An 18,745-nucleotide genomic window follows, 5' to 3' on the forward strand; every position below is an offset into this window, starting at 1 on the left:
AATTTAATTTTACAAGAGAATTTTAATACCTCTGCACTCTATAAGCAATTTATGAAATTGCTTTTGTGCTTTAACATATCCATGTCATTCTCCTTTATGAATGCCCAGGTATTGGATCCATGTGATGTGGATCTGATCGAAATAAACATGGTGGAAGTAACCGGTTTGAATGGTGAAGTTGCCTTTGATGGTGCGCAGGTTTGTACAGAGACCGACACCCTAGCATTATTGGTCAGTACACCAGGAATTCAATGCAATCCTGCTGCAGCCATCGGTCTGGAAAAATTGGAAATCGTGATTCCTGCAGGATACATTTCGGGTGGATATGTGCAGGTTTCCGGAAGCAGCTTTGGGATCTATCCATCCAGTCATTATACTTTGACCACACTACCGGGTGGGGATCTAGAAATCTGTTTTACCAATGTAAAAGCTACGGCCACCAATGTCATTCGAATTGCATTTGATTTGCTTCCCACTTGCGCGTCCCAGAATCCCATCGAAAGCGGAACTCCCATTTTTTCTCTCTTGTATCAAAGGCCCAACGGATCGCTGAATATTTTTAATTTGCAGGGAAATACAGATCTTTTTACGGGTACTTTTAGTGCATTTTTGAATTTTGTCAATGTGCAGACAGATCCATCCAGCGCATTACCGGGTGATACCGTATGCCGGACTGTGATCATCACTCAAAATGGTCAATTTTCCGAGTTGGACAGCTTTCTGTTTGTGGATGACTATATGATGCAATTCAGCAACATCACTTCTTTTGAGGTGGAAATCATAGAAGATGGAGTAAATACTGGTATCATCATAGATGCCATGCCATATAAAGTAGACAACGGTGACAAGATTTCACTTCTGTTACCGGGTAGCATTTTTGGAGGTGTTGATCAGATTTTTAGCGAAGACGACGGAGTCATTATCCGTTATTGTATGGAAGTGATGTGTCCTGCTGGAACCAACAATTCCAACATTACAGCTTCCTGGGGATGTTATAATCAAACCTGCCAGCAAACCCAGACCAGTAGTACAGTCGTGGTTAATTTTAACGGAGTGCCCAGTGTGAATGCCTCCAAATCGTATGTAGCTTCTCCGGATATCTGTGATGAAAATCAAAATCCATATTGGTCGTACAGCCTGACAAATTTAGGTTTTGAAATTATGGCGGGTGAAGGTGCAGCCAGAAATTTAATCATGGTGGTCCATTTTTACAAAACAACAGATTGCAAAGCGCTCAAATACACTAATTTCAAATTGGATGGAGTTCCCATTGTTCCCATATTTATCAACAACGACTCTGCAAGATTTGATATAACGGCAGAATTGCCAGACCTAAGACTGGATGTGTTTGAAACGGTTAATTTTACCATGGATGTCATCCCTAATTTCAATTTAGGAATTAGCAATTGTGATTCCATACCTGCCTCTCCTCCTTTTTGTCAGGATCCTTACATCAAGCTGAGATATTCAAATTTATGTTCCGGCAATTTCGCCAACGAGTTTTTCAGATTTGAAGAAATATTTTCGTTTCCATATTTTCAACCAGCCTTGTCCTTGTCCACTTATGAGTACGAAAAACCTGGTTATGATGGTCCTGGTCACTGGATCGTGGAATTGAGCAATTTAAGTTTTGTGTTTAACGAGCTGGCAGATATGGACAGTGTTCAGGTCCTGATCAAAAAACCAAAATGTAATTTTTTCTATACCAACAATTTCCTTTATGGAACAGATCCAAATAATTTGACGCCGCTTGACCCGATGCAAGTGGATCTGGTTTCATCCAATGATTTTATCATTCTCAATCTGCCAAATTCGATTTATGATGGGGAGATTTACTATGTTTCTTTTGACATTAATGTAAATTGTTTAAATGAAACCGATCCCAATCCATGCTATCACCCAATCAGGAATTGCACTCATCCTGATGTGAAAGTATTGTATGAAAACTGCAGGGGAATGAAGTGGAAGAATGGACTTCCTTATCCTGAATTAATTAGAGATCATAGTTTAAATCCACAGGGAAAAGCCCGCGTGATAGAAGTCGGTTGTACTCCACAGCGAATACAATATTATTACCGGTATATTCATACAGGTCTGGAGTGCGATGGTGCAAGTGTTTATTTTCAGGCAATCTTTCCATCCAATCTGGAATTTCAGAATGAATTTGAAAATGGTGGAACCTTATCGGGTGGTCCTGATGGTTTAATTCCCAATGATTATGATTGGGATGGAGATACCCTGACCATATTTGGTGGAACAATTAATAATTCGAATCCAATTACCGATTTATTTTTTCAATTTGATGCACATATTATTTGTGACAACAATTATCAATTTGAATTTAACGTATTTTACGATTGTCCAGGAGCCTGTAATTTTAAACGAAGTTGCGATATATGGGATTTGTATTGCGGCTGTGATCCTGATACAGTCCCAATCCCTTGTTATGACCTTTGTGTGAGAACAACAGAACACAAATTGTTCAGGACCAGTGTGGGTGCTCTAGATTCTGCCAATGTCGATATTCCCGGAAACGCGGTGCCGCCAAATTTTGGTTTGCCATGTGATACTTTCCGGTTAAGAGATGCTGCCTTGTTCTCAAGAGAAGTGGGAGCTCCGAAAGCTTGTGACAGCGTTGCAGAAATCAGCTTACATTTCAATACAGGCTCTTTTTTAGATTATTTGCAAGGCGCAAAATTTACACTTTGGGATAGTGAGACGGCAACTTACATTCCGATCCCATGTGGTGTTAGCAGTTTGCAGGTCATGGGTACCAGCCATGTTTTTAAATTTGATACCAGCTGTGGAAATGAAATCTTCCTCATAACTCTGGGAGACAGCGTTATTTTTGAAGCCGATTATAAAGTCAAAGCTGCGGCAGAAAACATTCAATGCAGCCAGAATTTTGTGCAACAATCAACGAATGCCCAATTCAGAGGAAAATATTATCGTTCAGGAAATGAAATGGGGCGCTGTAATACGAATCCAATTCCTGCCAATTACCATGTTGGAACGTACAGACCGCGAATGTCCTCTGCCATTCAGTTTAACACATCTTGTTCAGCAAGCGCGATTTTAGCGATTAATGAGCAATGCAGCCAGAGGAAAATATTCAGAGATTTCAGACCTCAATATCTAATCGATTCAATTGTCTATAACTTTACCGGAATAAATTTTGGATATCAAAGCAATACGGCAGTGATCAGAAACAGAGGACATTTGCCTCATGTCGTATGGAACATCCCGGATAGCGAAGTAGAAGTCATCCCAGGAGTTGGTACAAGTAAATTTGTGTTTAGAAATTTAAATGGAGACTGGCCGTTTGAAGAAGTCCGATCCCCATCAGACTCTCTTTTCGTACTCAATTTTGGACTTGAATTTGCGGAGTGTTATGATTTTAATGGAAACGTACAATTTTCAGCCACCGTGTATTACAACAGCGCGAGTGGTGGTTGTGGACCAAAGAGTCTGTCACAAAATGGCCAGGTCAATCTTTTGGCTCCGCCGAATGTAATCTTGAATGCACTTTCAGATCCTGTGGTGGTGATACCTGATGATACCATTTTCTGGAAAATCAGGGTGGCCAAAACTCCTGCTGCAGGATTAAGTTGGTTGGCTTTGCAGACAGCTACAAGTCCTGTCAATATTTTTAAAATTTATGATGAAACCAATCAAGTGGACATCACGGCGGACTTTATGAATTACAGCCAAGGAATTTGGTATCAGAATGGAAGCATTACCTCCAGGGACATTGTAATTTGTGCCACCACTGATTTGTGTTCTATGGTGCAACTGAATACTTATGCAGGATGGAGTTGTTTTAATTATCCGATCGATCCAAATACTGGCATGTTTGACAATGGAAGAAGTTGCGTAAGAACAAGTCTTCCACTTAGAGCAGAACGAGCACCAACTGGAATCCAGGGCACGTTTACCATTCAACCCACGAAGAGCATTCAATTGTGTTCGGAAGTGCTGTTTGAGGTGGTGGTAAAGAATGTCGGAGTGGGATCCAATTTTGATCAAAAGTTGGAAATATTTATTCCGGCTTCGGGAGTAAACTTTGTACCCGGTAGTTTTTGTTTGGCCTATCCAAATGTGTACGCTCCTTTATCAAATCCAATGGCGGATGTTGGATCTTATGTCATGTTGCCAGATCCATCCGGTCCGGTGGCTACAAGCTTTGGACTCAAATATGAATATGACTTATCTGATCCCGCCCTCCAATCTTTGTTGCCTCTAAACTGGTTGAATCCATCCAATGTTGCCGAGTTGCCTGGTGTGACCTTACCAGAAAACAACTACAATACTTTCTCCGTAAAATGGAAAACATTTTTTGATTGTGATTACATTTCCGGTGGTCGTTTAAAAATGAGGGTGAGCGCTTTGGATCGATGCGATCAATTGGTAGCGGATGGACCCAAATCAAGCAATCTGATTTCTATCGATGGATTGGATCCGAGAGATTTTAATGAGTACAGCATTTCAATTTTAAAAGACAACATTGGTGCATGTTCGGGAGAACAAAGACTTACTGTGAATGTCGTTGGTGCTCCAAATGCCATTGCTGACAATGAGTTTATTTGCGTCACCTTCCCGGCAGAAATAGAGTATATTCCACAATCCGCTTCCGGATTCTCACCCCCATCCGCCCAGGCACCCTATTTCTGGGATTTGAGCAGCGAGATTATCACCGATTTGGGTTCGGGGGTAAAAGAAGTTTGTTGGCAGCTACCCGAAGGTTATCCAGGGGGAAGTATCGTGGTTTTTAATATTAATGTTAGTGTGAGCGATGATGCTGAATGTGGAAGCTATGTTTTAAGTGCTTTAACCACAGCGAGGGACTCCGTATATTGCGAGACAGATTTACAATCCTGTTTGGCAGAAATTACCACCAGTGAAGCTTCTGAAGTAGAACTCAGCATCTTGCCGGGTTTGGATTTAATCGAGGCGCAGTTTGAGACCAATGTCAGTTGTTCGGACGATGAAGAATATTTGTATTTGGAAGGTCATATTGCGGTTCAAAATTTATTTGTGGCCATACCTGTCGGTGACACCATCCCATTTTTAATTTTCTATGACCAAAACATGAATGGATCTTACGATTTTGGTGAGTTGGTGTTTGAAGATTTTTATACAGGTGGAATATTGGAGCAAGGGATTGCAAATATTGATTTTGAGTTTTTGGTTTCCAAAGACCAGGTCTGCAAATTATTCGCATTGGTTGGAAATTCCGATTGCCGATGTGCTCCCTCACCGGAGCCAATGGAAAGCAGTATTGTGACTGATTTACTTCCTTCGGGTCAGGGTGTTTGTGAAAATAAAAATCTTTTGTTGGTGTGCGATCCGCTAGACACCGGTATTGAAATAAGCTGGTCCGGTACCGGATCCCAATATGTGGTCAACAATGTTTTCAACGGTCCTGCAGGAAATTACAATTTGACGGCTGAAATTAGTTTTGGGGAGTGTTATACTACAGAAAGCATTCAATTTACAATCTATGAATGCCCATGTTCAATTTCTCTTCAAGCCGTGGCGGGAGTCTGTGACTGCGGATATTATCCCGTTTATGCCACTGTCAACTACGTCAATCAGGGAGACCAGGGATTTGCCTATTCCATTGACAATGGTCCTGCTGTGGTAGTTCCTTACAATCTAACCGGAAGCCAGCAATTTACCATTGATACAGTTTCATCGATACTACCTGTAACAATAAATGTTTGGGATGTGGAAGAGCCATCCTGCAATGCAAGTATTTTGTTGTCTGCCAAAGATTGCAGGCACACGCTTTGCACTTTACAGGTGTCTGGATCTATGACCAATTGCAATCTGATCTCAGATTCTCTGGAGGTAGTTTTTACCATCGCAGGAATCAATACAGGAACCATGGGATTTAATTATTCAGTAAATGGTTCAGCTCCATTAAATCATCCCTACCATCCTTCTGGAATAACAACATTGACATTTCCTGCAAATTCAGATGGGTCCACATGGACCATCGAAGTCAATGACAATGAAAAGTTGGGATGTACCGATACAGCAGAAGTGATCGTTCCGTTTTCTTGCAGATGTGGTGTAGAATGTCCTTGTGTGATGAGCGCCTTTGCCAATTACGGTCCTTGCGACAATGGCGAATACAGCATTAACGCCATCGTAGAATATATGGATCAAAGTGGTCAGGCATTTGCCTATTCTGTAAATGGATCCGCTCCCACCATTGTAGCTTACGATCAAAGTGGATTTCAAGCATTCAGCATTGGACCATTTGATATGCCTCAGGCATTTGAAATTATTGTTTGGGATACATTAGATCCTAATTGCCGGGATACAATATTGATGGATGAAAACGATTGTATATTTCAGCCATGTGTGTTGAATGTAATTGCAACCACCACCAATTGTGATGTGATTACAGATTCTCTCGATGTTGTCTTTACCATTGTAAGTGTCAATGCAGGTACTTCAGGATTCAACTATTCATTAAATGGAGCCCCTTATGTCAATCATCCTTATCATCCTTCTGGCAATACAACATTAACTTTCAGAGCAGATACGGATGGCAGCACCTGGAGCTTGGATATTTTTGATGCTGAAATGACGGATTGCAGTGACTATGAAGAAATCATTGTGAGAAGATCTTGCAGCTGTTCGGGTTACTGTCCTTGCACCATTGGCTTATTTGCATCGGCGAGTCCTTGTGACAGTGGTTCTTTTAATATCAACTTAATTGTCAATTATCAAATTCAGGGCAATCTGGGATTTGCTTATACAGTCAATGGTGGCCTGCCCACCAATATTCCATACGATCAATCCGGAAGTCAATTGGTGGTTTTAGGACCATTTACACTTGAGCAACTTTACACCATCAGTGTATGGGATGTACAATTTCCGGATTGCAATGCAGCGATAGAACTGCAAGGTCCTGATTGCAGGATTCCTCCATGTGAAATGGAATTGCTGGTTACTACTTCAAATTGCAATTTGATGACAGATTCTTTAGAGGTAGTATTTACTTTGATTTCATCGGGCACCAGCGCCACAGGTTTTTATTATTCACTCAATGGTAACCCGTCTGTACTTCATCCTTATCATCCATCTGGTGTAACCACCCTGAGTTTTCCCGCGAATACGGATGGCACCTATTGGATCATGACGGTGGCAGATGCTGTTATTCCAGATTGTGGAGATCAGGCTGACATCACACTGCCGTATTCTTGCCGACCATTTGCCTGTGATTTGGGAGATTTTAATTTTAATACAACACAAAAAACCTGCGTACATGATTCCATTCAGGTCAATCTAGTAAATACCTACTGTGCGATCAATGCGTTTAGAACCAGAGATTATTCGATTATCATTGACTGTGAAGAAGAAGTGAGAAGCATTCAGAAATTGATCATTAATGGTCAGGTTTATATGCTGGACAAGGCCTTTGTTTTTGATGAGGGATGTAATCACAAGGATCCACAGAGAATTAACGATTTAATCAAGCTGGTCAATGAGAGACTTCCTGAGATGTGTGCAATTGATATAAATAATGGGATCACAAGGAACATTAAACCGGAATTGCAGTATTTTTATTCCGGTCCAAGCAGATTGGACAATGATCTCGATCTGGTCATTCAACTTGTACTAAAAGAATCCTATTTATGCTGTGATCAGCCTCCATTGGATATCACATTTTGTTTTTTAAACAGAGATGGAAAAGAGGTGATCAGATCTATAAATATTGAAACAGACTCTCAAACTGAAGGTGCTGAATATTTTTATTATCCTGTGTCTTCCAATTTTGCATTTAATTGGAAAACAGATGGTGGACTTATCGTTTCCGGAGCCAATGGTCCTAGTCCTGAGATCGTTTGGTCCACTCCGGGTGAGAAGAATGTTTGCGTTTGTGTAACAGATCCACAAGGTGATCCCAATTGTCCTCCGGAAGAATTTTGTTTCACCTTGGAAGTAGTGGATGACAATTTGAATGCAAATCTGAGTATATTTCCTCCTGCGTTATGTCTTCAAAATGGAAGAGTGGATATCCTGTTTGAGCAGCCAGAGGATATTGAGAATTTTATTGTATGCAATTCAGAAGGAGATACCATTTATTCCAGTTTACAAACAAATTGTCCTGGTCTTTTAATGGATCGGCATTTATATGTTACACGCCAAATTGAAGGTCAGTTTGTGTTTATACCATTATTAAACATTGGAAGTCAAATCTCCATTTTTGATGACCCTAACACATATGGTCAGTTTGGAATCAGCGAGAATGCGGAACAAATTTTTCATCCCCATCCTGAAGCGCCTCAGGTATTGGTGGTCGACATAGACGAGGTGAATGATATCTGTTTTTCTGATTTTGGATTGCCAAGTTTTAATTGGAATGATAAGCTGGGCATTGATTTCTTTGACTATTTAAAGTCCTGGATGATGGCTACAGGGGAGAATGCATTGATTGATCACAACTGCGGGATCCAATCATTAGACCTCAATCATTTTATTGAATGTGATGGAGAATGCAGGTTAATAGTGGATCCCGGAATCGATCTTGTATATTTTCAAGTACTGAATGAGCAGAAAATCAATGCACTTGTTTTGTTTTACAAGGATGATTCCAAGGTGGATATAGAGAATGTTTCTATAGAAGATGTTCCTCCGGGAGAATACACCCTCAAAATATTTGGAGAGTGTGGAGACACTTCCCTTGTCGATTTCACTATGCCGGTTGCTCCATCGCCGGAAGTGTTGGTAAATGTGACTACCACAGATCCTAGTACCTGTGTTTCAGGAGATGGAGAAATACAGGTCTCTGCCAGCGCAAATGGACCAGTTGTAGCCATAGGTTTTTGTGATGCAATAGGCAAGGATTTTGGTGTATTTATTAATGACAGCCTTGGGAATAGTTATTCTGCATCCATTGAAGGTCTTGGAGCGGGGTTGTATTATGTCAAAGTAGAAACTGCCTGTGGTGATACCATCATTGAAGTCGCATTAAGATCATTGGAAGACATTACATTTTTCAGCAATTTTAATGTGAATCAATTTTCCAGTTGCTCAGCCAATGATGCCTCTATATCTTTTGATGTGACTACCAGTTCGCCGATTGATTCGATTGTTATTTCCGGATCCAACAACAATATATATTCATATTACAATCTGGCGCAGACTGCCGACAATATGAATTATGAAACAGAATCAATCGCTGTTGGACCACCTTTAGTTTGGGGTGTGTATCAAATAAGAGTTTTTGCAGATTGCTATTATACAGATACAACGGTAGTCATCACGCCACCACTACCCAGCGCAGCGCTGCAAATTGTTTGCAATGCAACTGCTCCGGAAAATTGTTTGGACCGTGGAGAGTTGGAGATTACACTCAACTATTCGCCTGACCTAGATTTCAATCCGGATTCTATTGTAGTCACAGGCCCTTTTGCTTACAAGAATGTGAATCAATCTGGCAGCAGAAATTATCAACTGACCAATCTAAGACCTGGTACCTATCAAATCCATGCATATTCCTGGAATGTTTGCAACACCACCAGTTCTGTTTGCGTCATTCCGGAAGTTGCAGATACGGTGATCATCACCGATATTCTTCATCCGGATATTCCTTGTCTCAAGTTGGAACCTACCGGAAGTACTTTGCTGGAAGTATTTTATCAAACCCAGCCACTCTCACAAAATGTGGCTTACATCAATTGGTTTGGACCCGGTGGATTCATTGAACAACATGCTTTTGTAGGCGCAAGTTCATCCGATACATTGAGAGTTTTCGAACCCGGTCTTTACAGGGTTGAAATATTTACCGCATTTCCTCCGGCGGATGGACTTTGTGCATCAGCCGTCATGAGTTTTCTGGTAAATGAAGTAGGATGTCCTCCCGATTGTGAATTTGAACAGGTTCTCTTTGACACCAGCATTCGGTATGATTGCAACCTTGGATTTATTTACGATTTGAGATTGCAGTATGATAATTATGGTTGTAAAGTGGATACCAACGACGAATATTATTATTTGTATGGATATATTTATGATACCTTAGGTAATATTGTCAAGTACTTTGATATCAATGGCGGATCAGCATCCATGGAAGTGGATAGTATTCTTCCCGGCCGTTATTTCATTTATCTGACTTCAGCAATTAATAATCCTTTTACCGGATTTATGGAATTGTGTAATGAATTCGATGAATTTTTTATTCCACAAAGATACCGGTCAACTTATAGCATTCAAGTGAGTTCGGAGCCAACGGCCTGTCGGGCAGATACCGGCAAAGCCAAGGTGACAACTGTCATTTGTGATGGCTTGCCCCAGGACCCTGCTTTGTTTCAGTATATTTGGAGACGAAGTATTCTTACATTGCCGGAAACAAGCCACTGCATTGATTCATTGCGGGTGGGTGTGTATCAGGTTATTTTATTGGATCAGTATGGATGTGAGGTGGCAAGTTCAACAGTTTCTATCAATCCTACCGATCCCATTTCGTTCGCTCCTTTGCAAGTTATACCATCCAATAATTGTGGAGCATGTAGTGGTGCATTGATACTTCCACTGAATGGCGGAGGGCCACCTACATTCAATCATTTGCTTTCCGACGAATTGGGCAATTTTATTTTTCCATTGCCGGGTACCACCAACCAATTTGTAAATCTCTGCCCTGGAAATTATAATGTTGTCACCTACTACAGTGTCAGTGATACTGCCTGCCCGGCCATTTATACATTGAATGTGCCGGTGTCAACGGATGGACTTATTGTTCAGGCCAGCGTTTCAGCTGGAAGTCCATGCGTAGAGAATGACGGTAGGGTTTTATTCAATTTTGTGGGTGGAAAATCACCTTATCATATTTTCCTTAGAGATACAAATGGATTGCTATTGGATCAAATTTTAAATACCAATTTACTGAATGGCCAATTTATTAACTTGAGCTCCGGCAAATACGTCATCGAAGTGGTCTCTGTTGGAGCTGAGCAATCTACTTGCAGAGCCATGACCATGGTGCAGTTGGATGAGATCAATTTTGAATTTGGACAAAATGACATTGCTGTTGTACAAAACAATTGTTTTGGGCAAAACAATGCTTCAATCATTATTACAAACACTCTTGGTCCAAATCAATTGTTGATTGTTAGAGACGGTGCAAACAATATCATTGGTATTTTTAATCAGCTGTCTCCATCACCTATCCAATTTAATCATCTTTCTGCCGGATCTTTTGTCATTACCTTGTCAGGCGGCATCGGTCAGTTTTCATGTCAGAGGGTCTTTAATGTAAATATCATTGATCCTCCGGCTTTACAATTTTTTGCAAATACTCAAGAGCCTTCCGGATGCAATCTTCAAGATGGCGCCATTCAAATAAATCCAATAGGTGGAACCGCACCGTATTCTATTTCGTGGAGCGGGGGACTTAGCGGTTTTTCTCCAAGTGGTCTTTCCAGTGGCATTTATTTCTTTACCATCACCGATTCCAACAATTGCAGCATTTCGGGACAGCGCGAAATCATTCTGCCAGGATGCACAGATCCATGTCCGGAAATTGTTCCGGAAGTATATGTTCGCGATGCGCGATGTGGCAGAAACGATGGTTATGCAGAAGTATCTGTCAACAATGACCCGGATGCCTATTCCTATGTCTGGAATGATGGAAGCACCCAAAGGGTACGTGATAGTTTGCCTTCCGGACAATATTCGGTCAGCATCACCTCGCTGGATCGGCCAGAATGTTTTATTGTTAAACAAGTCTCGATAGGAGAAGCCGAAGGTCCGAGAATTTCTGTGGATCCGATACATTCCACCAGTTGTAACAATGAGGTGTTGGTTTATATCAATATTACACACGGAATGGCTCCATATTCTTTGCAATATACCGGTACAAGTGCGGGCATGCAAGTACTCCAGGACGAAGGTGTGACAGAATTGTACTTTGAAGCAGGACAGTATATCATCGAGGTCACGGATGCCAATGGTTGTATGGATTATGCAAGTTTGCAAGTGCTTAACGAACCAGGAGGATTGAATATGCAAACGAGCATCATTTCATTTCCTGCATGCAGACAAAGCAACGGACAAATATTTGTGCAGGCCAGCGGATTTCCATCTTATCGCTTCTATTTGAACGGCGTTTTACAAAACACACAGGGATCAGGTAATTATACTTTCCAGAATTTGACGGAAGGAATTTATATCGTAGAGGTCATCGATGGTTTTGGATGCAGTGCGTCTGACACGATCAGTTTGACCAATGGACTGGGAACTGACATTGATCCGGACATTTATCAAATTACTCCGGCCTCGTGCTCGAACGGAAATGGAAGTATTTCTTTTGATGGATCTGGTGATCCGGACCTATTTATTGAAATAATTCGCCTTGGTGGAAATGTCCCACTTTATGGTTTTTATGCTGACCTTGCTGGTGTATATGAATTGGAACCGGGTGGGTACTATTTGCGGATTCAGAATTTATTTGGATGTATTTCCATTCAAGAGAATATTGTTGTTCCTTCCGAACCGCCTCTTGAGTTTACCGTAACATTGACAGATCCAATCTGCGGAAGAGATATCAACAATGGTCGATTGGAAATTCAGTACAACGATCAGCTTACTCCCAATTCTGTATTTAGTATTCATCATTCTACCGGAGAATTAATCCTTGAAGGTACAGATGTGGATGGTCTTGCTCCGGGAAATTATATCGTTCGAGCTTTTTATTTGGATTTGCTGGACGACACTTGCAGGGCTGAAGTGCCTGTTTCACTTGAGACGCCGCGATGCTTAGACCTTGCTTTAAGAAAAACCATTGTACCCAACAAACCTTTTTATCAGGTTGGTGACACCGTTGAATTTCTAATAACTGTATTTAATCAAGGTCAGCTTGGAATAAATTCTTTTGAAATCACAGAGCACATTGCGAGTGGATATGACTATGATTCAAGCAATGATATCAGATTGTATCCATGGACTCAAAATGGATCTGTTGCAACGCTTCAGTACAATGGATTGCTAGCAGAAGCTGACAGTATTGAATTTATCTTCAGTTTGATCCTTCTGCCATCCCAAAATCAAGATTATGGCAACATTGCAGAGATCAGCGATTATTTTAGTGCTGAAGATCCGGATGCGGTGGACATTGATTCTGAAGCTGATCAGGATCCAGAAAATGATGGCGGAGGTGTTGCTGATGGTGAAACAGACAATGAAATAAACGGGGATGGGACTGGATTGCCTGGAGAGGACGATGCTGATGGTGATGAAGATGATCACGATATTGAGTTTCCGGCTTTTGGTTATTACGATCTTGCTTTAATGGTTGTAGCAGATGTTTCCGGACCTGTTGTAAATAATCAGGAAGTGCCATTCATTTTTACAGTTTACAACCAGGGAACTGAGTCCGTTCAAAATATTAAAATCAATGCTTTAATTCCATCGGGATTTGATTTTGTTGTTGCTTCTAATCCGGATTGGATGTTGGTCTCTGATACCGGCATGATATTTATTCCTCAGACGCTGGATCCAGGAGATAGCGTATCCGTGATATTGTATTTGATCGTCAGACCGGATGCACATCCCGGCAATATTACCTTGTTTGGTGAAATTCAGGAATTTGAAGACGAGAATGGAAATGATCGATCCGATGATGATATTGATTCTACTCCGGACGACGACAATGACAACGACAATGGTGGCGTGCCTAGGACTGCCAGCGACAATGAAATACACGATGACGGAACATTTGATGAAGATGATCACGATCCTGCCTACATAGAAATATTTGACCTTGCCATGCGCAAAAAATATGTAGGTACGCAGGCTTTAAGACCTGGAGAGTCTTTGGAATATTCGATTTGTGTGTTTAACCAGGGGACAATCAGTGCATTCAACATTGGTATAAATGACTATTTGCCGCCATCCATGATTCTGGATCCAAATAATCAGAATGGCTGGACAGTTATCAACGATAGCCTGGTCAGCACGACCATTCCTGGGCCAATTGCTCCGGGTGATAGTTCTTGTGTGAATATTTTTATACAGGTTTTACCCACCATCGATCTGTCCAATGTTAGAAATTTTGCAGAGATTACCAGCGCAGAAGATTCTACAGGGACAGAAATGACAGATTTTGATTCTGATCCTGATGAGGATCCAGACAACGATGGTGATGTAACGGATGATGAAATTGACAATGAGAATGACGATGAAGACGATCACGATGGAGAAGATCCCCCCGTCTTTGATCTAGCCCTTCAAAAAATAGCGATAAAGGATGGTCCGGTTTTGCACGGAGAGTTGGTAAAGTTTGCCATTTATGTACACAACCAGGGACTTTCTCCTGCTGCCAATATTGTCATATCAGAGCACATTCCTTCTGGGCTTAGTTTTGATCCTGTAATCAACCCGGGTTGGAGCGGATCTGGTCAATTGTTGCATTATACCATTCCGGGGCCATTGCTTCAGGGAGGTTTAGACTCAGCTTGTATATGGTTGAGAGTGCGTCCGGGTGCCAGAAATCAGGATCTGATCAATTTTGCAGAAATCTCACAGGCAGAAGATACCAATGGCACTATTATGAATGATTATGATAGTACTCCCGATGACGATCCCACAAATGACAATGGGGCTGATCCATACGGAGATACCAATGATCAAATAAATGATGATGGCAATATTGATGAAGACGACAGCGATGCGGAGGCCTTGTACATTTGCAATGGACTCGCCTGCAATGGCAACATCAATCTGAGTTTAAATGGGTCATGCAATGGCACCATTACACCAGATATGATTCTTGCCTACATGGAGTTTCCTGCCCATCTGTACAGAATTGAAGTGAGGGGTTGGTTTGGAGATTTGCATCCCAATCTGTTTACCCATGAAGATGTCGGAAAGAGATTTAAGGTAAAAGTATATTTTGATTTGTGCGACATCAGTTGTTGGGGCACTGTACTGATTGAAGACAAACTAGGACCTGAAATCATTTGTCATAATGATACCTTGAGTTGTTTGGAATATGCGAGTGGTAATTATGCTTTCGGCACCGTGATTGAATGCAGTGATTACGATTCTGTATTGATCAGCGAAGTGAGCATTCCATTGACTTGCGACAGTCATTATGTCAGAAGAATTATCCAAACATGGACAGCCATCGACGAGTATGGAAATATAGGAGACAGCTGTGTGAGGGAAATTTTATTGGAGAGATTTAATGCAGACAGTGTTGTGGCTCCGTCTGATACCATCATTGAATGTTCCAGTGTAAGGTATGATGCACAGGGCAGGGTTGATCCTGCAATGACAGGTTATCCCATCCACCATGGGGATACTTTGTATCCTGGCACTCAATTCATTTGTAATTTTAGTTTGAATTTTACGGATACTGAATTTATCGAGAACAATTGTATCAGGAAAATATTGCGAAAATGGAGATTATTTGAATGGTGGTGTGATACTTATGTAGAGTACAGTTGGCTACAGTACATTAAAATAGCGGATACCACTGCGCCAGATATTTTATTCCATATTCCGGATATTGAAGCCTTTACCAATCCTTATACATGTACCGCAAGCATTCAGTTACCAGCCATTCAAGCAGTTGATTCATGTCATCCGGATTTAAAGATTGACATGAGCTTTTCCGGTGGTCTAATTCCCAACAGAAATGGCGGTTTGGTGCATTTCCCATTGGGTGTGGATACAGTGGTTTATCATGTTTACGATGAATGCGGAAATGTAGCCAGAGATACGGTATTGATTTGGATAAAAGATCTGACTCCGCCTGTGATGGTTTGTGATGCTAAGACCGTTGTGACCCTGGCAGATAGTGCCATTGTATCAATCGATGCCCTGAGTTTCAACCAAGGTACTTTTGACAATTGCGAGTTGGATTATTTTGAAGCCAGAAGATTGGATTTACACCATTGTGGCACCGCAGGAGAAGATTCATGGGGACCCAAAGTGAATTTCTGTTGTGCAGATTTGGGAACCGATGTGATGGTGGCACTGAAGGCAGTGGACAAATCCGGAAACGAAAGTACCTGTATGGTGCTTGTAGAAGTACAGGATAAAAATCGTCCGTCGATCATTTGTCCACCAGGCATTGAAGTGGATTGTCAGTTGGATTATGATCTTGGGAACTTATCGGAATATTTTGGAGAAGTAGTAACTAGCTGGCATGCTCGTCAGCACCTTGCGATACCTGCGCATATCTGGCATGTATTCCATGGATTTGCAGTGGATGGCATCGCGATCGACAATTGTGGATTGACGATTACTGAGTCGGTCGACTCAAGTAGATTGAATCAATGTGGCATTGGATCAATTTATAGAAGTTTTACAGCATCTGATGGACATGGTAATTCTGCAAGTTGTGTTCAGGTAATTCATATAGAAAATCACCATCCTATTGGAGATTTAGACATAGACTGGCCAGATGACTTTGAAGTGTCCGGTGTTTGCTCACTGGATGATTTAGAACCAGACCAACTGAACAGCCCTTACAACTATCCGGTTGTTTCAGATAGCACTTGCAATCAAATTGGAATCAACCATCGCGATGAAGAATTTACAGGAGCACAGACAGGAAGCTGTAAGAAAATTCTGAGAGAATGGAGAGTAGCCAATTGGTGCAGCCGTGACTCCAATGGAAACTTTGACGTGTTTACCCATGTCCAAACCATCAAATTGATCAATCTACAGGCACCTAAGATTTTGGGACCATGTGAAGACACTGTTCTTTGTAGTTATGATAGCTTGTGCGGTCCGTTGTTGTTTAGTCTGAATCTTGAAATAGAGGAAGGTTGCACCAGACTGGAAGATCTTTGGTTTACCTACCGAATTGATTTTGATAACAATGGCAGCATAGACATTTCACAAACCAACAAGGGAATTTCAAATGCCACTTTGATGTGGCCCATCGGAAACCACAGGATCTATTGGGATGTGGTCGACGCCTGTGGAGGAACTGTCAGTTGCAACAGAAGGGTAGAAGTTAAAAATTGTCTGCCTCCTCAAATATATTGCTTAACGGGACTATCCCTTGGATTAACTCCTGTTGATTTGGATGGTAATGGAATTCCGGATGCTAAATTGTCCGAAATTCGTGCAAGTACTTTTGTATTGAATTCAACCCATCCTTGTCGCAGACCCATGAGCTTCAGTTTTAGTTCAAACCCATCAGACAGTATCCGAATTTACAATTGTGATAGTCTGGGAGTTCGCGATGTCGAAATCTGGGTATCCGATGCTTTGGGCAATGCATCTTTCTGTAAAACTCAGGTTGTTATTACAGACAACCCGCAAAATCTTCCACCATGTCCACAAACACTGCAAGAAGTTAGCATTACCGGTAATATTCACACGGAATCCGGAGGTAAACTTCAGGAAGCAGAAATCGGATTTGTGAGATCTGAGGTCAAAAAGACCTTAAGTGATTATGAAGGTAATTACAAATTTGATAAGATTCCTGCCGGAGGCCCAGGATTATTGAGTCCCGGAAAAAACGACGATTGGATCAATGGGGTAACCACCTCAGACATTGTAAAAATTCAGAAGCACATTCTGGGGATTGAATCATTGGGAAGTCCATATCAATACATAGCTGCAGATGTCAACCGATCGAAATCGATTACAGCAAGGGATATCACCGATATCAGAAAATTGATTCTGGGTATTACCGATGAAATCTCCGGAAACACCAGTTGGAGATTTGTTCCGGAAAGCCATCGGTTTGTAAATTCAGAAGAAGCGTTGAAAGACATCCATCCTGAATCAGTGCAAATTCCATACATGGCTTCAGATGAAAAGCTTGATTTCATTGCAGTCAAAGTAGGAGATGTGACCGAATCTGCGCGAACCAGAGGATTTGGAGATGCTATTTCGCGGACATCCAAAGTGTTGAGACTTTATCATGAAGAGTTGGAATTGAGACAAGGTGAGATCTATGAAATATCCATTAGAGCCTCTAACGTCACAGAGTTCGAAGGCTTTCAATCTACCCTTACATTTGATCAAAACAGCCTTCAATTTGTAGAGCTGGGTCCAATCCGGATAAATGGTGTTGGTGAGGAACACTTCAGCCTGCACGCGGTAAAAAATGGTAAAATCACCATCAGCTGGAATGGTCATGCGATGAATGATGCAGATTTATTTACCATAAAATTCAAGGCATTGAAAGACGGATTGATATCAGATCAGTTGCGTTTGAGCTCTGAAATAACAGCTTCATTAAGCGTTGGGAAAGATCAGGAAGAAGGGCATGTAGAGATGAAGGTATTGGCTGCAGAAAAAGCAGACTTCCTGCTGTTCCAAAATGAACCCAATCCAATGAAGGAAAGAACTTCAATTGGAATGTTCTTGCCAAAATCAGGAACGGTCAGACTCACCATTTATGATGCCAGAGGCAGGGTGTTTTTGAAGACAGAAAAAGACTTGGTGAGAGGATTTCAGGAGTGGCTGATTGATGGTAAGATATTTTCAGGTCCCGGAATTTATTATTATCAAGCAGATTTTGAAAACATCACACAGACCAGAAAAATGCTGGTCATCGAATAAAAAGTTGTTGAATTAAGTTCATATTTTTGATCAAAGAAGGCGGAAGAAATTCCGCCTTTTTTGTTGATTAAAGTTTAATATATATTTATATAAGATTATTATGGTATATATACCTAATTTTAAATCAAAATATTAAATATAAATTTAGAAATTTATAATAAGTTAATTTTATTTTAAAGTACATCGGATTAATTTTGTGAAA

1 protein-coding gene is annotated in these 18,745 nt (G+C 41.1%); it reads left to right on the forward strand.

Annotation, left to right across the window (positions count from 1 at the left end):
- Positions 1–51: 51 nt before the first annotated feature.
- Positions 52–18,543: a hypothetical protein gene (locus IPM48_07730; GenBank protein MBK9271472.1), complete on the forward strand. Its 18,492-nt coding sequence runs from the start codon at positions 52–54 to the stop codon at positions 18,541–18,543.
- Positions 18,544–18,745 lie beyond the last annotated feature (202 nt).

It is taken from the genome of Saprospiraceae bacterium, assembly GCA_016715965.1.
Taxonomy (GTDB): domain Bacteria; phylum Bacteroidota; class Bacteroidia; order Chitinophagales; family Saprospiraceae; genus Vicinibacter.